The organism is Vibrio mangrovi, assembly GCF_024346955.1.
Classification (GTDB): Bacteria; Pseudomonadota; Gammaproteobacteria; order Enterobacterales; family Vibrionaceae; genus Vibrio; species Vibrio mangrovi.
Genome location: NZ_AP024883.1, coordinates 3174965 through 3192201, shown reverse-complemented (window position 1 = coordinate 3192201; position 17237 = coordinate 3174965). Strand labels below are relative to the sequence as shown.

21 protein-coding genes, 2 pseudogenes and 1 riboswitch are annotated in these 17237 nt (G+C 43.8%); of the genes and pseudogenes, 14 read left to right on the top strand and 9 right to left on the bottom strand.

Annotation, left to right across the window (positions count from 1 at the left end):
* Window positions 1-143 precede the first annotated feature (143 nt).
* From OCU74_RS14145 to OCU74_RS14135, 3 genes are all read right to left on the bottom strand, one after another.
* Entirely contained in the window at window positions 144-587 is a 444-nt protein-coding gene (locus tag OCU74_RS14145) for a helix-turn-helix domain-containing protein (protein WP_087482342.1), read from the bottom strand.
* A 27-nt stretch (window positions 588-614) separates the two neighbouring features.
* Window positions 615-959: a DUF4258 domain-containing protein gene (locus tag OCU74_RS14140; RefSeq protein WP_087482343.1), complete on the bottom strand. Its 345-nt coding sequence runs from the start codon at window positions 957-959 to the stop codon at window positions 615-617.
* A gap of 230 nt (window positions 960-1189) precedes the next feature.
* Window positions 1190-1354 (bottom strand): hypothetical protein, encoded by a 165-nt coding sequence (locus OCU74_RS14135; RefSeq protein ID WP_159457464.1) that lies wholly within the window; start codon window positions 1352-1354, stop codon window positions 1190-1192.
* Window positions 1355-1651: 297 nt separating this feature from the next.
* Between OCU74_RS14135 and OCU74_RS14130 the strand changes: the two genes are divergently transcribed.
* The 4 genes from OCU74_RS14130 to OCU74_RS14115 all read left to right on the top strand — a co-directional run bounded on the left by OCU74_RS14130 (window position 1652) and on the right by OCU74_RS14115 (window position 3839).
* Window positions 1652-1909: a type II toxin-antitoxin system Phd/YefM family antitoxin gene (locus OCU74_RS14130; protein ID WP_087482344.1), complete on the top strand. Its 258-nt coding sequence runs from the start codon at window positions 1652-1654 to the stop codon at window positions 1907-1909.
* The gene (locus OCU74_RS14125; RefSeq protein ID WP_087482345.1) at window positions 1897-2199 is read left to right on the top strand and encodes a type II toxin-antitoxin system RelE/ParE family toxin; all 303 of its coding nucleotides are present in this window, start codon (window positions 1897-1899) and stop codon (window positions 2197-2199) included. Before OCU74_RS14130 ends, OCU74_RS14125 begins: the two co-directional genes overlap by 13 nt.
* Window positions 2200-2378: 179 nt before the next feature.
* Complete coding sequence (locus OCU74_RS14120; RefSeq protein WP_143693289.1) at window positions 2379-2918, top strand: hypothetical protein; 540 nt, start codon at window positions 2379-2381, stop codon at window positions 2916-2918.
* Window positions 2919-3368: 450 nt separating this feature from the next.
* Complete coding sequence (locus tag OCU74_RS14115; RefSeq protein ID WP_087482347.1) at window positions 3369-3839, top strand: ABZJ_00895 family protein; 471 nt, start codon at window positions 3369-3371, stop codon at window positions 3837-3839.
* 106 nt (window positions 3840-3945) lie between these two features.
* Here the strand turns inward: OCU74_RS14115 and OCU74_RS14110 are convergent.
* Window positions 3946-4083, bottom strand: a pseudogene (locus tag OCU74_RS14110) (IS110 family transposase); the annotation flags it as partial.
* Window positions 4084-4191: 108 nt separating this feature from the next.
* Between OCU74_RS14110 and OCU74_RS14105 the strand changes: the two are divergent.
* Entirely contained in the window at window positions 4192-4839 is a 648-nt protein-coding gene (locus tag OCU74_RS14105) for a hypothetical protein (RefSeq protein WP_087482348.1), read from the top strand.
* 22 nt (window positions 4840-4861) lie between these two features.
* Here the strand turns inward: OCU74_RS14105 and OCU74_RS14100 are convergent.
* Window positions 4862-5032, bottom strand: a pseudogene (locus OCU74_RS14100) (IS110 family transposase); the annotation flags it as partial.
* A 115-nt stretch (window positions 5033-5147) separates the two neighbouring features.
* On the opposite strand from OCU74_RS14100, the gene OCU74_RS14095 reads away from it, so the two are divergent.
* Complete coding sequence (locus OCU74_RS14095) at window positions 5148-5564, top strand: GFA family protein (RefSeq protein ID WP_087482349.1); 417 nt, start codon at window positions 5148-5150, stop codon at window positions 5562-5564.
* Window positions 5565-5818: 254 nt separating this feature from the next.
* On the opposite strand, the gene ppa is transcribed toward OCU74_RS14095, so the two are convergent.
* Together ppa and fbp are read right to left on the bottom strand one after the other, a co-directional pair.
* Entirely contained in the window at window positions 5819-6349 is a 531-nt protein-coding gene (ppa, locus tag OCU74_RS14090; protein WP_087482350.1) for an inorganic diphosphatase, read from the bottom strand.
* A gap of 136 nt (window positions 6350-6485) precedes the next feature.
* Window positions 6486-7499 (bottom strand): class 1 fructose-bisphosphatase, encoded by a 1014-nt coding sequence (gene fbp, locus OCU74_RS14085; RefSeq protein WP_087482351.1) that lies wholly within the window; start codon window positions 7497-7499, stop codon window positions 6486-6488.
* A 286-nt stretch (window positions 7500-7785) separates the two neighbouring features.
* Here fbp and mpl point away from each other — a divergent pair, with 286 nt between their 5' ends.
* The 5 genes from mpl (at window position 7786) to thiQ (ending at window position 13307) form a co-directional block, all read left to right on the top strand.
* Window positions 7786-9147 carry a UDP-N-acetylmuramate:L-alanyl-gamma-D-glutamyl-meso-diaminopimelate ligase gene (mpl, locus tag OCU74_RS14080; protein ID WP_087482352.1) on the top strand — a complete coding sequence of 454 codons (1362 nt, stop codon included), beginning with the start codon at window positions 7786-7788 and terminating at the stop codon, window positions 9145-9147.
* Window positions 9140-9763 carry a flavin prenyltransferase UbiX gene (locus OCU74_RS14075; protein WP_087482353.1) on the top strand — a complete coding sequence of 208 codons (624 nt, stop codon included), beginning with the start codon at window positions 9140-9142 and terminating at the stop codon, window positions 9761-9763. Before mpl ends, OCU74_RS14075 begins: the two co-directional genes overlap by 8 nt.
* Before the next feature lie 37 nt (window positions 9764-9800).
* Window positions 9801-9937, top strand: a riboswitch (TPP riboswitch).
* A gap of 88 nt (window positions 9938-10025) precedes the next feature.
* A complete protein-coding gene (gene thiB / locus OCU74_RS14070) occupies window positions 10026-11003 on the top strand; it encodes a thiamine ABC transporter substrate binding subunit (RefSeq protein ID WP_234993625.1) in 978 nt (325 codons plus the stop codon).
* Window positions 10973-12613, top strand: a complete 1641-nt coding sequence (gene thiP, locus OCU74_RS14065; protein ID WP_087482354.1) for a thiamine/thiamine pyrophosphate ABC transporter permease ThiP — start codon at window positions 10973-10975, stop codon at window positions 12611-12613. Before thiB ends, thiP begins: the two co-directional genes overlap by 31 nt.
* Window positions 12600-13307: a thiamine ABC transporter ATP-binding protein gene (gene thiQ / locus OCU74_RS14060; RefSeq protein WP_087482418.1), complete on the top strand. Its 708-nt coding sequence runs from the start codon at window positions 12600-12602 to the stop codon at window positions 13305-13307. Before thiP ends, thiQ begins: the two co-directional genes overlap by 14 nt.
* A 36-nt stretch (window positions 13308-13343) precedes the next feature.
* Here thiQ and yjgA read toward each other — a convergent pair whose 3' ends face one another.
* Window positions 13344-13871 carry a ribosome biogenesis factor YjgA gene (gene yjgA / locus OCU74_RS14055; protein WP_087482355.1) on the bottom strand — a complete coding sequence of 176 codons (528 nt, stop codon included), beginning with the start codon at window positions 13869-13871 and terminating at the stop codon, window positions 13344-13346.
* Window positions 13872-13981: 110 nt separating this feature from the next.
* Here yjgA and pmbA point away from each other — a divergent pair, with 110 nt between their 5' ends.
* The 3 genes from pmbA to OCU74_RS14040 all read left to right on the top strand — a co-directional run bounded on the left by pmbA (window position 13982) and on the right by OCU74_RS14040 (window position 16681).
* Entirely contained in the window at window positions 13982-15328 is a 1347-nt protein-coding gene (pmbA, locus tag OCU74_RS14050; protein WP_087482356.1) for a metalloprotease PmbA, read from the top strand.
* Window positions 15329-15632: 304 nt separating this feature from the next.
* The gene (locus OCU74_RS14045) at window positions 15633-16094 is read left to right on the top strand and encodes a hypothetical protein (RefSeq protein WP_087482357.1); all 462 of its coding nucleotides are present in this window, start codon (window positions 15633-15635) and stop codon (window positions 16092-16094) included.
* Between the two features lie 92 nt (window positions 16095-16186).
* Entirely contained in the window at window positions 16187-16681 is a 495-nt protein-coding gene (locus tag OCU74_RS14040; RefSeq protein ID WP_087482358.1) for an Hcp family type VI secretion system effector, read from the top strand.
* 61 nt (window positions 16682-16742) lie between these two features.
* On the opposite strand, the gene OCU74_RS14035 is transcribed toward OCU74_RS14040, so the two are convergent.
* A complete protein-coding gene (locus tag OCU74_RS14035) occupies window positions 16743-17237 on the bottom strand; it encodes a hypothetical protein (protein WP_087482359.1) in 495 nt (164 codons plus the stop codon).

Sequence of the window (17237 nt, the reverse complement as noted above, 5' to 3'; positions counted from 1 at the left end):
GGGATTCAAAGCAGTAGAGATTTATCATTTTCCGGGTTTCTGAAATAAATCGTGATGCTGTTTGATGCGCTATTCATCTTTCAATTTCAGCGACTTCTGTGATAGCGCGTCAGTTACTTCTGATAGATGTCAGAAGCAGTGGTTTAAGCTGTTATAACTTTCCACTCTCCTTTATGTTCTTCCAAACAAATCTTACTGTGCATATCTGCGATTTCAGCGTCAGCTAGTGACTTAATCGTTAGCGAAACGTGGCTTTCTTTGTCGATTGACTCCAAGTACAAAGCACGCAACATAACATCGGCAAGGTGAGGAATTTCAATCTCTCCTTTTTCCCATCGAGCAATTGACTGTCTGTCACAGTAAATGAGTTGACCTAACCCAGTTTGAGATAGGTTGAACTCTTTACGCAAAAATCGTAGTTGAGCTGAAGACATCCATTTTTTCTGAGTACAGATAGCAATCGCAATCGCTTGTTGGATACCGTCAAAATTTGTGAAATTTACGAACTCTTCACCATCTTCCTTTGTGACAACAAATCCATTTTTCAGGTAGATGTTTTCAAGGCCGCTTTCGGTGTAGTGATACATGATTATATTTCTCTCTAATTTTTAAGTTTACTCTACGTAAACTGTTACAGTCTTTGCTCCGGGAGCTACATCAATTTCCCTGAGTGCTATAACGACCGTTATTCTTTCACCAGCACTGACCCCGAGAAGGGAACAAATGTAGTCACCATTTGCTTGTCTTGCTGGTTCTTCTTGCATTGTAGATCTTGAGCTTGATAGCACGTTAAAAATATCCCTAATGGATACTCCCCGTTCAGCCATTCGATCTTTGGTATGCCTGCCAATCCTGATTCTATGTTTGTGGTTTTTCGCTAAATCATTAATTGTCTTTTTAGCTGTTCCCATTCTCAATGGAAACTCGCTAACGGGTGCTGGCTTTGGGTTGTCAGTCATAATGAGTATTTATTATCTTGTATCATAATGATACATTGGAAAGAGGGAGTCAAATGTATCTTTGTGATACATCTCAAGCATGATCTATTATGATTTTGAATACATATTTTCTGGCTTGAATAACTCGTATTTTGCGGATTAGCTCTGCTGTTTCATGCACAAGTAATGGGTTTCAACCGGGTTGTTGTAAGGGGACATTTAAGGCTTCAAGGTACTTTTTCTAATCGGATTCATGGAAGCTGGGACATCATGTCTAATTCACCGCTGTCCATCAACAAATCAGCCAATCCGTTAACCGGATCATTGACCCAACTGCCTTTGGTATGGCTACCGGACAGAATGAGATAATGAATGGAGACAGGATAAAAGAAGGTGCCGGTAAAAAATACCGCCACCTGCTATTTTACGATTGTTGCTGAAAAAAATGCGATGGGATTCAAAGCAGTAGAGTCGGATTGTCTGCCATAGAATCAGATGTATTTCATTTCTATAATTTCAATAAGTGATTCAGTAGTCTTTTTATTGAAAACAATAGGTTAATAAAAGAAAGGAGCGAGAAAACTTCTTCAATCGACAGAATAATTGTCACGAATTTTGCCTCGCAAAACGAGCTTAGCGTTAGCCATCATGGAGCTTGCTATACTCAAAGTGATAGAATAGTATCACTTTAGTATTCCTTTGGGGCCGTTCTTATGAAAGTAGAACTAGTTACATCACTTAAACGTCAGGCAACGAAGATCCTTGCTGATCTGCGCGACACTAAAGAACCCGTGTTGATTACCGAGCATGGTAAACCATCGGCATATCTGGTCGATGTTGATGATTATGAGTTTATGCAAAACCGCTTGGTCATTCTTGAAGGGATTGCCCGAGGAGAGCGTGCTTTAGCTGACGGTAAAGTTGTTCATCATGAGGAAGCTAAGGACAAAATGTCAAAATGGCTGAAATAATCTGGACTGAACCCGCGTTATCCGACCTCAATGATATTGCTGAATACATAGCGCTTGAAAACGTAGTCGCTGCAAAGCAATTGGTTCAGACTGTCTTCACTAAAGTTGAGCGCTTAGAAGCTTTTCCAGAGTCAGGTCGTATTCCACCTGAAATTGAACATCTTAGTTACCGTGAGATCGTTGTCGGTCCTTGCCGTATTTTCTACAAACAAGATAATGACAGAGTCTATATTTTGTTTGTTCTGCGTGCAGAAAGAGATTTACGAAAGTTCCTGTTGAATAAGCAGTAACCGTTTGGAATGTGCGGCTGACAAACTTAAATGAATAAAGACACGTGGCACTTTTGGTTCGGTTTGTGCTTTGAGGTTCCGGCTGGTTAAATTGGGTGCATATGGTATTGTTTTTGCCCATTAGCCAGATGATAGCAGCATAAGTCAGATTAAGGAGATGACGTATAGTGGAGAAAGTCATGATATCAATATTAAGCATTTTCGCACTATTAGTACTTGGGATAGTACTTGGAGCTGGTTCATCTTATGTGCCTTTAGAAACTCTTGAGTCTACAATTTTTCCATATGCTTCAATATCAATTTTGGTCGCGATTATCATTGCTTTGAGCATTTATAAGGGTACCAAAGAGAAACCAGCAGGTTTTAAATATCTAGTTCTTCATTACAAAGAAGGTCGTTACAAAGAGTTTTTCTTTGTGCTAATGGCGTTACCATTTTTTAGTTTTATAATGGGATATTTTGTGTATATGGTATTTGCTACCCTTCCTGCTTACCCTACAAAGTTATTAAGCGAAAATGTTTATGTGAAGCCATCTATATGTATTAAAACGGGTAGAGGAAAAATTCGTGGAAGTTGGTCTTTATTTCGCTTAGAGAATGGAGAAGAATGGAAAGTCTCTGGCTTTGGTCAGGTATGCCCGAACCATAGACGGTCATGTAATGTGACATATAAGCAAGGAATAATGGGATATTATGTCCTTCATTTAGAGTGCAGCTAACAAACGATTAAAACTCCAAGGTACTTTTTTAATCGGATTCATGGAAGTTTGAGTATCATGTCTGATTCACCACAGCCCATTGACAAGTTTGATTTTTCCCCTGAGTTTAGTGGATTTAGTGACTTTCTGACTTAAAGAGAGCCAATTCACGAGGGAAGAAATTCAGGCGGTTAGCACTTCATACAATTTCACGTCGCATGCCCATTGTCATTCAGCCATAAATTTTGGATGTGTTTCCTTTGTCATTCATTGACTTATGTTTATTAATGGATGATTATGTATCTAGTTTTGTATCGTGCTTTAGGCAGACACTGGCTGTGATTGCGACATTGTCCATGCGGAGTTGTTAGTTGAAACAATTGGATATGAAAGGCTGTTCTGTGTTTTTTGCCGAATTTATACAGACAGAGTCTGGTTAAAAGATACTGTTACATCTGCAAGGAGGTTTTCGTGAACAATGAACAAAATACAATAGAGACCGTACCCGTTGTTAAATATATTGCGGTATTTTCGGCTATTTATGCTGCCTTAATGGGACTAGTACAAATATTAGTTATAGAGTTTGATATCGACCTAGGGTCAAGTGCAAATACAGGAATGTTTGTAGGTGCTGGACTAGGAACAATGATGAAATTTGTAACTGAAAATAAACGTGCACCTGTAAAGTCTGAGAATAGAAAGTTAGTGTGGTCGTGTACATTTTCCTCATTAATCATATCAGGTCTATTTTTAGCTTCACTTGTAATAATAGAGGGTAAAGAGGCTATTAATGAGTTTTCAGAATTGCTTTTATCTGTACCTTTATTTATATGGGCTGGAAGTTTAATTTTTATAACGTTTCTTTCATATGTAATGTTACAAATAAATTTTGGCTGGGGTGCAAGATTGTTTTATAAACAGTTATCTAAAAAGCAAGTGTAACAAGAGCTTTAAACGGAACGTAAGTTGGCTATTGTTCGTTCCTCACAAATTTTAGCCAACTATTTTCGTCCGCTTAAGTTGGCGTTAGGATACAAATAATGGAGTTCATACCAATCATTGGGGTTAATAATTTAGAGCGGGTAACGGATTTATGAAGCGCTACTTTGCCTTTCGAATCAATGACATGAATACTGAAGTGGTTTTTAGCTAGATCGATACCGCAAAAATAAGAATAATCAGACATGGTACCTCCGGTGCTAATAAGTACCACGTAAGTGTGGCAGATCCACGGGAGGGGGAATCCATGTCATTCGTTAGGTTGTCATCCAACTTTTGATTAAAGGATATACTAGTGAAAAAAATAATAATAATCATGTTAACTGTTTTTCTAATTTCCTGTGGTGATTCTAGAGTTATGACACTGGTTGAATTGCCTCAAGGCTGGACAGATAAAACAGGTCAAGAATTCATAGAGAAAATGGATATAAGAAAACTTGAATATATAGTTTTTAAAAAGTTTCCTGAAGCATCTCAAAAACAAATTACTTTTAGCATAATGCCATTAGTTTTTTCTCCATCAGGAGAAAAAGAGAAACAATATAAATACGAAATTAGAGTTTTTTCAAAGGAAGACTGGGACAAAACCAAAACAGTTGAAAAATTTATTGCAGAATATATTACTAACTTACTTTCTAGACATGAAACTCTGAATCCTATGGTATTCGTAAAAGTACCTCAAGGTTATTCAATCCAATCTTCACAACAATTGTTAAAAGATTTAGATATGGGAAAACTAGGGCAGAAACTTTCAGAAAAAATCCCAGGGATTGAGCAAGTTCCTATATTAATAAAAATAGTTCCCGTAGAGAATAAACCAAATGAATTAAAATTCCACGTTATTGTGGTTGCAAATTTTGACCATGATTTTGACCATGATTTTGAATATAAGGTTGAACAAGAGATTGCATCATTCTTAAAAGAAAACATCAAAACAACCTAACAAACGAGTATGGCGTCAATAGTTAATTTTTCGCCATATTTTCGTTCCACATAGCGCCATCTCTGAGCATTGAATTTAGTATCACAACCATCTTTCTGACGCAGGCAATTATCGCCATTTTCTTTGGTTTTCCTGCTTCAAGTAAACGTTGATATGTCGATTTAAAAACAGGGTTAGACTGCATTGCAGACATTCAATGGCTACATATAGCGTCAGACTCTCTTGGTTTTAAGTTACTTTTTCCTTGTAATGGTGGTGTTTATGTACCATTGAATTAGGCGTCAGGCATCAACCAGATTGGAGATAACATGGAAAAACATATTGGAAATTGTAGTTGCGGCGACATTGAATTTTACTTTAATAACGATCCGATAAATTCTATTTTTTGCTATTGTACAGAGTGTCAATCGCTCACAGGTTCAGACAAATGGTTTGGACTTTGGGTGCCAAGAGATAATTTTAAATTTACAAAGGGCACACCATTATCGTACATGCGTGTTGGTGATTCAGGCAAAAAGGTAAATTATCACTTCTGTGGTACTTGTAGCACCGTTTTATGCGCCGAAGTAACTGCTGGTAATTTTTATTCAGTATCAGCAACTTCACTAAAAGACAACAAGTTCACTCCTAAAATGTCAATCTACGCATCTTCAGCGCCATCATGGGCGATCTTCCCTAGCGATGTGCCAAAATTTGACGCTCTACCACCAGGGATGGGAGGTTAATTTCCCATAAAAACCGTTCCTGGCCCATAAGTAACCAAGCCAGATAAAAAAGATTTTCTGGTTCATCTTTCATCTTTGAAAGATGAACTGGCGCACACGACACTCATGCCTCTGAAACCACAAAACTCATTGTGCGTCATATTCCGGAGCTAAAGGCTGGGATGGTTACAAGGAAGAAAAACCAAGAAATACAACCTGCAGATAAACAAAAGGAGAGATAAAAATCTCTCCTTATATATCAGCCCAAAGACCAATTATTTATTCTGTGCACGCTCATAAGAAGACAGGATCTCAGCACGGGCAGAAGCGGCATCTTCCCAACCGTCAACTTTCACCCACTTACCTGATTCAAGCTCTTTATAGCGCTCAAAGAAGTGTTTGATTTGTGCTTTCAGCAGTTCAGGCAGATCATTAACATCCTGAATGTGATCGTATTCTTTAGTCAGTTTAGAGTGAGGAACCGCAACAACTTTTGCATCTTCGCCTGACTCGTCGGTCATTTTCAGAACGCCGACAGGACGGCAGCGGATTACTGCACCCGGAACCAGCGGATATGGCGTTGGGACCAGCACGTCAACCGGATCACCGTCCAGAGACAGCGTATCGTTTACATAACCGTAGTTGCATGGGTAGAACATCGGTGTAGACATGAAACGGTCTACAAATACAGCACCAGACTCTTTGTCTACTTCATATTTGATTGGATCAGCATTTGCCGGGATTTCAATGACGACGTAGATATCATCAGGCAGAGATTTGCCTGCTGGTACGTTATTCAAACTCATGAATGTATTCCTTACTGTTTATCGGATGTCTTTAAAGGGCCTATTATTATTCACTTCATCGCCGAACGCAAAAAGTGTTCACACCACGGGTGTGGCCGGAGAAAGAAAAAGCGCCCGGAGGCGCTTTCAGAATGACTTAACTGTCTTGATTTGCTTCCAGAAATTCCTGGAGTTTTGCCACCATATTTTTTGAACCGACAAAGAATGGGACGCGTTGGTGCAGCTCTTGCGGATCGATATCAAGAACCCGGTTCATACCGTCAGTGGCAATGCCGCCGGCCTGTTCCATCAGGAAAGCCATCGGATTGCATTCATAGAGCAGACGCAGTTTCCCCTGCGGGTGACTGAATGTGCTTGGATAAAGATAAATACCGCCTTTGAGCAGATTGCGGTGGAAATCCGCAACCAGAGAGCCGATATAGCGAGAAGTATAAGGGCGATCATCTTCCGGCACGTTTTCCTGACAGTATTTAATGTACTTTTTCACCCCGGTCGGAAAACGGATATAGTTGCCTTCGTTAATCGAATAGATCCGGCCATCATCAGGAATCATCATGTTTTCGTGAGACAGGCAGAATGTGCCCAGAGACGGGTCATAAGTAAATCCATTGACCCCGTTTCCGGTGGTGTACACCAGCATGGTTGAGGAACCGTAAATCACATATCCGGCTGCGACCTGTTTGTTCCCCGGTTGCAGAAAATCTTCTGCGGTTGGCGTTGTACCAATCGGAGAAACACGGTGATAGATCGAGAAAATCGTACCAACCGAGACGTTAACATCAATGTTGCTTGAACCGTCGAGTGGGTCCATCAGCACGACATATTTAGCATTTTTATTCAGTTCTTTATTGAATATAACTGCTTCGTCTTCTTCTTCGCTGGCAACACCACAGACCTGATCCCGGGCTTCGAGAGCTGCTTTAAACTTTTCATTGGCGTAAACATCGAGTTTTTGCTGGTCTTCGCCCTGAATATTCTCTGTACCTACGGCACCGGTGATATCAGCCAGACCGGCTTTGTTTATTTCTCGGTTTACAATTTTTGCTGCCAAACGTATAGAAGCAAGAAGGGAAGAGAGTTCTCCGCTCGCGTGAGGAAAATCTGTTTGTTTTTCAACAATAAATTCTCCTAAGGTTCTCATCTCAGACATGTTATTTCCTTGAAAGCAATCATGGGGTCATTTGCATCAATATCCGAAGACAGCGAATTCATATTGATGACTAGATAAGATTCTATGATCTGGATCTTATTTAAGGTAATAAACTAACTGACCTAGATCTCATTTTTTATACGAGAGGAATGTAACAGCAAATATTACGTTTGGGTTGTGAAATTCTCCCTCGGATTGTTGAATTCCGGCTCGCTTTTATGGTGTGAATCATGATAATGAAGAGCGGTAAGATGAGCGAAAAGCAAAGCAGAGGACTGAGAGATTCATGCACATACATATACTCGGAATTTGTGGCACATTTATGGGCGGAGTTGCAACGCTGGCCCGTCAGATGGGACATCGGGTGACCGGTTCCGATGCCAATGTTTATCCACCAATGAGCACTTTGCTTGAGTCTCAAGGCATTGAAATTATAGAGGGTTTCGAAGTTGAACAACTGGAGCCGCGTCCGGATTTGGTTGTCATCGGTAACGCATTGAGCCGCGGCAACCCTTGTGTTGAATATGTGCTTAACCATCGCTTGCCATATACCTCCGGTCCGCAGTGGCTGAGTGAGTTTCTGCTGCGGGATCGCTGGGTGCTGGCGGTCTCCGGTACGCATGGAAAAACGACCACATCGAGTATGCTGAGCTGGATACTTGAATACTGCGGATATAAGCCCGGTTTTCTGGTCGGTGGCGTGTTAGGTAACTTCGGAATATCCGCCCGGCTGGGAGAAAGTGACTTTTTTGTCGTCGAAGCCGATGAATATGACAGTGCTTTTTTCGACAAGCGATCTAAGTTTGTTCACTACCATCCGAACACATTGATCCTGAATAATCTAGAGTTCGATCATGCAGACATCTTCGACGATCTTGAAGCGATCAAGAAACAATTTCATCATTTGGTCCGAACCGTTCCGGGGATTGGCCGCATCCTGTTGCCGCAAAATGACCCTGCTTTAAATGATGTTTTAGAGCGGGGATGTTGGAGTGAAAAAGAGTTTTGCGGGAAGAATGCAAACTGGGATGCAACGAAATTAGAAAAAGATGGATCTTCATTCCAAATATTACTCAATGGCGACATTGTCGGCACAGTCTCATGGGATTTGATCGGTGATCATAATGTGCATAACGCGATGATGGCGATTGGTGCTGCCCGGCATGTTGGTGTGACTCCTGAACTGGCATGTGAGGCGCTGGGACATTTTGTGAATACCAAACGTCGTCTGGAGCGCAAAGGGGAAATTAACGGCGTGACGGTTTATGACGATTTTGCCCACCATCCGACGGCGATTCGACAGACGTTAGCCGGGCTGCGAGATAAAGTCGGGGAGCAGCGGATTCTGGCCGTGTTGGAGCCTCGTTCGGCAACCATGAAAATGGGTGTTCATAAGCAGGAACTGGCCGATGCGCTGGCTCAGGCCGATGCTGTTTTCCTTTACCAGCCGCAGGAACTGAGCTGGTCGGTTGACGATGTTGCCAGACAGTGCCGGCAACCCGGCTATACGGCGGACGATATTGATACATTAGCTGATCTGGTGGCCCGGCAAGCCAGACCGGGAGATTCTATTCTGGTGATGAGTAATGGCGGTTTTGGCGGGATTCATGACAAACTGCTGCAACAGCTGGAGGTGTCATATGAATAGTGTCGTTCGTGAAAAGGCGATTACGCTGGCCTGGACCGGCGCTTCAGGTGCACCTTACGGGTTGCGTCTGTTGCACTGTTTGCTGGCGGCAGACTATCAGGTTTATCTGTTGATCTCATCCGCAGCCAGAGTCGTGCTGGCTACGGAACATGGCCTTCAGCTTTCTGCTGCGCCGGAAAAAGCACACCGGACATTGGTGGAACATTTTCAGTGCCGGGATGAACAACTGATTGTCTGTGGTAAAGAAGACTGGTTTTCTCCGGTCGCTTCCGGCTCTTCAGCGCCCAAACAGATGGTTGTCTGTCCATGTTCTGCCGGCAGCGTTGCTTCGATTGCCTACGGTATGTCGGATAATTTGATCGAACGGGCCGCCGATGTGGTGATCAAAGAGAGAGGACAATTGCTGCTGGTGGTGCGGGAAAGCCCGTTTTCAACGGTGCATTTAGAGAACATGCTCAAGTTATCTCAGGCCGGTGTCACTATCATGCCGGCAGCGCCCGGATTCTACCATCAGCCTCAGTCGATCGAAGATCTCATTGATTTCATGGTAGCGCGGATTCTTGATCATCTCGGTATTGAACAGACCGTGGTGCCGCGCTGGGGATATCAGGCCTGAAACGGTAGCGAATTGATTCGATTCACAGTAGAATTCTCCACACTCATCGGGGAGCTTCCCGCGTCGATATCCGAACCGGTTATCTGTCAGCGGTGCTGAGATCGGGCTACAGCCCGGAACCCGCAGATACCTGAACCAGATAATGCTGGCGTAGGAATTGAGTTTGGTCTGCTGTTTTAAGCCCGCCTCAACCCTGTGCCGCTCGTATCAAGGAGAGCGAGCCGTGAAAACCAACTACCTCAGAGCCTCGATTTATGCAGGCATCACATCACTTAGTCTGACTGCCGGATATGCACAGGCAGAAACGCCGGTACTGACTGTTTATACCTATGACTCCTTTGCTTCAGAATGGGGACCGGGACCTGCGATTGAGAAAGCATTTGAATCCCGCTGTCACTGTGATCTGAACTATGTGACACTGGATGATGGCGTATCGATTCTGAACCGCCTGCGTCTGGAAGGTGGTCATAGCAAAGCGGATATGATTCTGGGGCTGGATGACAGCCTGATGGAAGAAGCGAAACAGACGGGATTGCTGGCGAAACACCATGTCGATACCGCTACGCTGAAACTGCCCCGCGCATGGCAGGATGATGTTTTTGTGCCTTATGATTACGGTTATTTTGCTTTTGTTTACCGCAAAGATCTGCTCGCTCATCCGCCGCATAGCCTGAAAGCTCTGGTTGAACAGTTTCCTGATCTGAGAGTGATTTATCAGGATCCCCGCACTTCAACGCCGGGGCAGGGACTGTTGTTGTGGATGAAATCCGTTTATGGCGATCAGGCGGCTCAGGCCTGGGGAAAACTGGCGAAGAAAACCGTCACAGTCACCAAAGGCTGGTCGGAAGCGTATTCGATGTTTCTCAAAGGGGAGTCGGATATGGTGCTCTCCTATACGACTTCTCCGGCTTACCATCAGATTGCCGAGCAGGATGACCGTTACGCAACGGCCGAATTTTCTGAAGGCCATTACATGCAGATTGAAGTCGCTGCGAAGCTGGCCGGCAGCCAGCATAGCGAGCTGGCGGATCAGTTTATGCAGTTTATGCTCAGTGATGATTTTCAGTCGGTGATCCCAACTGGTAACTGGATGTATCCGGTCACCTCGGTTGCTCTGCCGGAAGGTTTCCGCAATCTTTCCGTGCCGGATAAAGCATTGCAGTTTTCCCCGCAGCAGGTTTCAGAAAACCGCAAACGCTGGATTCGTGAATGGCAAACAGCGCTCACTCAGGCACAGTGACGGAGACTGAATTACACCGGGTTCCCCGGTTCGGGCTCTGGATTGCCGCGGGTGTCGCTGTGTTTATCCTGAGTGCGTTCGGGGCATTGCTTGCCCATGCATCCGGTTTGGATCTGACGCTCATACTGGCTGATCCTTATTATCTTCATGTGACCCGGTTCAGTTTCTATCAGGCTTCTTTATCGGTGCTGCTGAGTGTGCTTCCGGCGATTCCGGTCGCTCTGGCTCTGCGTCGGCGTTCTTTTCCCGGACGCCAGTTTCTGATCAAGCTGTTTTCGACCACGCTGGTGATGCCGGTTCTGGTCGGGGTTTTTGGTTTGCTGGCCATTTACGGTCACAGCGGTATTCTGGCCCGGATACTTCATACACTGCATCTGGATTTCAGTTTTTCGGTCTACGGGCTGAACGGTATATTACTGGCCCATGTCTTTTTTAATCTGCCTTACGCCAGTCGTTTATTTTTGCATACACTGGAAATGATTCCCGAAGAACAGACGTTACTCGCCTGTCATCTGGGGATGACACCGTGGCAGCAGTTCCGTTATGTTGACTGGCCGCGGATTCGCCAACAGCTGCCGCATGTGGCCGGACTGGTGTTTATGCTGTGTTTTACCAGTTTTGCAACCGTCATGGCTCTGGGCGGCGGGCCGCAGTCCACGACTATTGAGCTGGCAATCTATCAGGCGATTAAGTTTGATTTTGATCTGCGCTCCGGCGCCATGCTGGCGCTGTGGCAAATGCTCCTCTGCGGTCTGCTGGCTTTTCTGGTCCAGAGCATCACGAAGACGACTGACGTGAAAAGTCAGGGCGAATCTCATCATCAGCCGTTATTCCGGGACAGCCGTCTGGCCCGCTGCTGGGATTGCGGTTGGATACTCTTCTGCGGACTGCTGGTGCTGCCGCCTTTGCTGATGGTGATCATCTCCGGTATAAATCAGCACTTATGGCATGTGTTCAGTAGTTCTGGTTTCTGGCAGGCACTGGCGAGTTCCCTGACGGTTGCCAGTGTTGCCGGTACGCTGGCACTGGTTGCCGGAATCGGGGTTTTGCTGACCAGCCGGGGCTGGCGTCTGCTTGCCAGACGGCGTCGGGCTGATGTTCTGGAAACCGTAGGAATGATGATTTTGGTGACTCCGGGACTGGTGATGAGCACCGGTTTATTTCTTTTGTTACGTTCTTTTACCGATGCTTTTGAGTTTGCCTACTGGGTTGTGGTGGTGGTGAATGCCATGATGGCTTTGCCTTATGTCATCAAAACATTGCAGCAGCCGTTGTGGATGCTGGCCCAGCAGTATCAGTATCTGTGCGCCAGTCTGGGAATGCAGGGCTGGCGTCGTTTCTGGCTGGTTGAGTGGCGGGCCGTAAGAAAGCCGATTATTCACGCCTGGGTGATCAGTTTTCTGGTTGCAATGGGCGATTTGAGCGCCATTGCGCTGTTTGGCAGTCAGGATTTCAGAACACTGCCACTTTATCTTTATCAGTTACTGGGAAGTTATCAGATGGAATCTGCGGCTGTTGTGGCTGGTTGTTTATTAGTGATCAGTCTCGGATGCTTCTTTATTGCCGATCGTCTGTTCCGAAGCGGGAGAAATATCAATGCTGACACTTGATCAGGTCCGTTATGAATATCAGCAGGAGTGGTTCGATTTCTCTCTTTCCGTCCCTCAGGGAAGTATCTGGGCGCTGATGGGACCGAGTGGCGCAGGGAAATCGACATTGTTGAGTCTGGTGGCCGGTTTTATTGCGCCGACATCCGGAGATATCCGGGTCGGTGACCATTCCGTTCTGGCGCTGCCGCCGTATCAGCGTCCATTCTCCATGCTGTTTCAGGAACATAATCTGTTTTCTCATCTGAGCGTTCGGGACAATATTGGGCTGGGTTTGAATCCCGGTCTGAAACTCACCCGCGCTGACTGGGATAAAGTGGCACAGGCTGCCGGTCAGGTTGGCATCGAAACACTGTTGGACCGGAGTCCGGAGCAGTTGTCCGGAGGTCAGCGGCAGCGGGTTGCACTGGCGCGCTGTTTTGTACAGGAACGCTCTCACTGGCTGCTGGATGAACCTTTTTCTGCCCTTGACCCGATTTTACGGGCGGACATGCTGGCTTTGGTCAAACGGTTGGCCAACGAGCGCAATATTTCGGTATTGATGATCACGCACCATTTGAATGATGCCAGAAACATGGCCAGTCATTTTGCCTATATCAATGACAATCATGTGCAGGTGACTGGTGAAATTGATGAACTGACGGTGCGACATCCGGATGAGTCACTCAATGCCTTTATCCGGGCCGGAAATCTTTGAAAATATGCCGCTGTTGCGGCATATCGGGATCGGGCTTTATTCTGATTCTTCTTCCAGTGTTTTCAGCAGTTGGAAGATCTCCCGGGCGGCTTTGGATGATTTCCCACTCTGCTGCTCTTTTTTCGCCTGACGCACCAGTTGACGCAGATGCTGACGATCTACCTCCGGGTACTTTTCTACCACGTCATTGATAGCGGAGTCGCCTTCAGTGATGAGCTGGTCTCGCTGTTGCTCCAGACGATGAAACGCGGCCGTAGCCTGAGCATGTTTGTTGCGAAACTTATCCAGTGCTGCCTGAATCGGTTCCGGATCAATATGCCGCATCAAACGACCGACATACTGAAGCTGGCGTCTTCTGGCTTCGTTTTTAAAACGTTGTGCATCTTTGATTGCATCCGCAAGCTCCTGAGGTAACGGAAATTTTTCCAGCACTGCCGGCTTGAGTTCAACAAGTGCTTCCCCGAGTTTTTGCAGCTCAATCATGTCATTCTTCATTTCGGTTTTACTAACCCAAATGATCTCTTCTTCCTCTTCCCAGGGAGCTTTTTGGTTTTTTCGCGCCATAGTCTCTAACTTATCTGCTTATCAATGTCCGTTATTTTAGCAAGAATCGTGGGGAGAACGAGAATTTCTTGTTATGCTATCGGGATAGTTTCAAGAAGAAGACATCAGTTATGGACGTAAAACAGCAAGTTGCACAACAGCGAAGTGAGCTTGAAGCTGCTGTCGCCAAAGCTTTAGAGCTGGCATCGGCAAAGGCGGACGCCGCAGAAGTTGCCATTACCAAAAGTACGGGCCTCAGTGTATCAACCCGTTTTTGTGAAGTTGAAAATGTAGAATTTAACAGTGACGGCGCTCTGGGAATTACGGTTTACCGGGGACAACGTAAAGGTAGCGCTTCGACATCAGACTTGAGTGAACAGGCGATTCAGCAGACCGTTCTGGCTGCACTGGATATTGCTCAGTACACCTCGGAAGACCCATTTGCAGGTCCGGCTCCGAAAGAGTTAATGGTTAAAGAGATTCCGGATCTGGATCTGTTCCACCCGGATGAGCCTAATCCGGATGAAGCGGCCAGTATTGCTATTGCTGCCGAAAGAGCGGCGCTGGATTACAGCCCGAAAATCAAACAGAGCGATGGTGCCAGTTATGACAGCCACTACGGCATCAGAGTGTACGGCAACAGCCACGGCCTGCTGGCAAGTTATGCTTCCAGCCGTCACAGTACCAGCTGCTGTGTGATTGGTCAGGGTGAGCAGGATCGGATGGAGCGGGATTATAGTTACACCATTGCCCGGCATAAAGATGACTTGTGGACGCCGCAGCGAGTGGGCGAACTTGCCGCAGAGCGGACGGTCAGCCGACTGGATCCGCAGAAGCTGAAAACCGGTCATTATCCGGTGATGTTTGCTCCTGAGATTGCTACCGGCGTGATCGGGCATTTTGTGATGGCGATTTCCGGCGGTAACCTGTATCGCAAGTCGTCATTCCTGCTGGATCATTTGGGTGAGAAAATTTTCCCGGACTGGTTTGCGATCTCCGAGCGGCCACATATCCTGCGCGGCCTGGCTTCCAGTCCGTTTGACAGTGAAGGTCTGGCAACCAGAGATCTGGAAATTGTCACTGATGGTGTGCTGTCGACCTATTTGCTGACCAGCTATGCAGCAAGAAAAATGAACATGACACCGACCGGACATGCCGGTGGAATCCACAACTGGTTTGTTAAATCTTCCGGCGATCAGAATTTCGAGCAGATGCTGAAAGAAATGGGCACCGGTTTTCTGGTCACCGAAGTCATGGGGCAGGGCGTGAATATCGTCACCGGCGATTACTCCCGTGGCGCTGCCGGTTTCTGGGTTGAAAATGGAGAGATTCAGTATCCGGTGTCCGAAATCACCATTGCTGCCGGACTGAAAGAGATGTTCAGCAATATTGTTGCTGTCGGTAATGATGTGGATGTTCGTTCCCAGATTCAGACCGGTTCTATTCTGATTGAATCGATGAAAGTGGCCGGGGAATAATCGTTATTCCATGTCACTCAGACTCGCCATAAATGGCGAGTCTATTTTGAAATTCGTTCCTGCTTTACACTGCTTCCAACTTTATGAATAAATAATATTAATTGTGTTATTAATAATTCTATCTTTTGTGTAACATATCACGACTCGGAATTAATGCTGATATTTTTCTTGGACTCAGCTACTGCTGGTATAAAATCTTTATTATTTTCAGTATGATTACACTGATTGAATCGTTCCGTATTTATATCAATAACTGAAAAGTGTGTGATTTTTTGATCAAAAATATATCAGATAGGTATATCAGATGAGGAAAAAGGATAGTCCACAATCTCTTTGGAAGAAAGTTAGTACTTATTTTGTGATTATTAACTTAGCTGGAATGTTTCTTCTTTATCCTATTTATTATGTTATTCATATCATAGCTTTGATGGCTACAGATTCTCCAGTGGTTGAATTGTCATTTATAGTTATGTTGCTGTTTAATTTAGGAGTTGGAGGAACAGTATATTTTATATTCGATCGTTTGTTGAAGAATATTGCAAATGGTTTAAAAATAGAAAATTTATTATATAAGTTAAACTTAATAATGTTAAATGTAACTGTTTTTTCTCCTTTTGTTTTGATATTTTTTTCTGATGCATTTATGAGTAATTATCATTATATGAATTGTAAAGAAATGGCTGTTACAGGTAAACTTTCGAAAAATATATATACAAGGAATCAGGAAATATGTGAGTTGCTGATTAAAGAAAAAGAAACACAATAATTCATTTATTTTACAGCGATAGTCTTTTCTGGAGAGAAGTAGAGTGTATCAGGTAGAAAGCGTTAAATATTAACTTAACACGAGGTTATTTTATGGCACATGTGGCATATATTACAATTAATGGGGAAAAACAAGGGTTGATTTCCAGTGGATGTAACACAAAAGACTCAATGGGGAACAAGTATCAAGAATCTCACACAGATGAGATAACTTTGCTATCCTGTGATCATTCTCTATCTAAAGATCCACAACAGCATGGTAAAACTCATAACCCTATGTGTATAACAAAGAGTATAGATAAGTCCAGTCCTCTCCTGTCAACTGCATTTGCAAAACAAGAATTTCTGAATTGTGTTATCAATTTCTATCGTACAAACGAACAGGGTTATAATGAGAAATTTTATTCAGTTGAATTAAAAAAAGCTATTATTTCAGGGATACACTTTTCTCTCCCACATACCATTAATTCCCATGGAGATGATATGTATGAAATTATTGAGCTTAGTTATCAAGAGATAATTTGGAATCATAATATCAGTGGTACAATGGGATATGATAATTGGGATCAAGGAGGATGGGTTGAGTAACTAACCTTATATAATAGGCTTTTTTAATGATTGTTTATTAATAAAGCCTATTAGTTCAGTACTATTTAGTAGTTAAATCATCTTTACAAGTTGGTTTAGATTCATAGCCTAAATAATAATATCCTTCCCAGATTTTTTTATCATTTTTGGTGATAAAATATTCTATACCTTCACTTGTTTGACAATAGCCATAATTTAGCCCATTTGTTTTTTCTAGGTAAAATGTTCCAATAGCTAAATTAACATCTTCATTGGTTCTAACTAGATAAAAATCATATCCATTTTCAATATTTATTTCTTTTCTATCCTCTAAAAGTGGATAACAGCTTTCATCTCCTTCTGTTTTTTCTACAATAGTTCCTACACTTGATGGCGTTTTTTCTCCAAGATGAATAATAGTAAATTCTTGGCGTGGAGATATGTGGGGGTTTTTTATTGCTATGCATTTTCCATGCATCCATCCTATTTTACTATCATCAAGTGGAAGTTCTTCTGCTGAAAGTGATGAGCTTTGATAACAGAATATAAATAAACTATATAAAATCAAATTTTTCAT

Bases quoted from the DNA above. Each gene is read 5' to 3' on its own strand.
- OCU74_RS14145 (WP_087482342.1), bottom strand. From the start codon at position 587: ATGTATCACTACACCGAAAGCGGCCTTGAAAACATCTACCTGAAAAAT.
- OCU74_RS14140 (WP_087482343.1), bottom strand. From the start codon at position 959: ATGACTGACAACCCAAAGCCAGCACCCGTTAGCGAGTTTCCATTGAGA.
- OCU74_RS14130 (WP_087482344.1), top strand. From the start codon at position 1,652: ATGAAAGTAGAACTAGTTACATCACTTAAACGTCAGGCAACGAAGATC.
- OCU74_RS14125 (WP_087482345.1), top strand. From the start codon at position 1,897: ATGGCTGAAATAATCTGGACTGAACCCGCGTTATCCGACCTCAATGAT.
- OCU74_RS14120 (WP_143693289.1), top strand. From the start codon at position 2,379: ATGATATCAATATTAAGCATTTTCGCACTATTAGTACTTGGGATAGTA.
- OCU74_RS14095 (WP_087482349.1), top strand. From the start codon at position 5,148: ATGGAAAAACATATTGGAAATTGTAGTTGCGGCGACATTGAATTTTAC.
- ppa (WP_087482350.1), bottom strand. From the start codon at position 6,349: ATGAGTTTGAATAACGTACCAGCAGGCAAATCTCTGCCTGATGATATC.
- fbp (WP_087482351.1), bottom strand. From the start codon at position 7,499: ATGTCTGAGATGAGAACCTTAGGAGAATTTATTGTTGAAAAACAAACA.
- mpl (WP_087482352.1), top strand. From the start codon at position 7,786: ATGCACATACATATACTCGGAATTTGTGGCACATTTATGGGCGGAGTT.
- OCU74_RS14075 (WP_087482353.1), top strand. From the start codon at position 9,140: ATGAATAGTGTCGTTCGTGAAAAGGCGATTACGCTGGCCTGGACCGGC.
- thiP (WP_087482354.1), top strand. From the start codon at position 10,973: ATGGCAAACAGCGCTCACTCAGGCACAGTGACGGAGACTGAATTACAC.
- thiQ (WP_087482418.1), top strand. From the start codon at position 12,600: ATGCTGACACTTGATCAGGTCCGTTATGAATATCAGCAGGAGTGGTTC.
- yjgA (WP_087482355.1), bottom strand. From the start codon at position 13,871: ATGGCGCGAAAAAACCAAAAAGCTCCCTGGGAAGAGGAAGAAGAGATC.
- pmbA (WP_087482356.1), top strand. From the start codon at position 13,982: ATGGACGTAAAACAGCAAGTTGCACAACAGCGAAGTGAGCTTGAAGCT.
- OCU74_RS14045 (WP_087482357.1), top strand. From the start codon at position 15,633: ATGAGGAAAAAGGATAGTCCACAATCTCTTTGGAAGAAAGTTAGTACT.
- OCU74_RS14040 (WP_087482358.1), top strand. From the start codon at position 16,187: ATGGCACATGTGGCATATATTACAATTAATGGGGAAAAACAAGGGTTG.
- OCU74_RS14035 (WP_087482359.1), bottom strand. From the start codon at position 17,237: ATGAAAAATTTGATTTTATATAGTTTATTTATATTCTGTTATCAAAGC.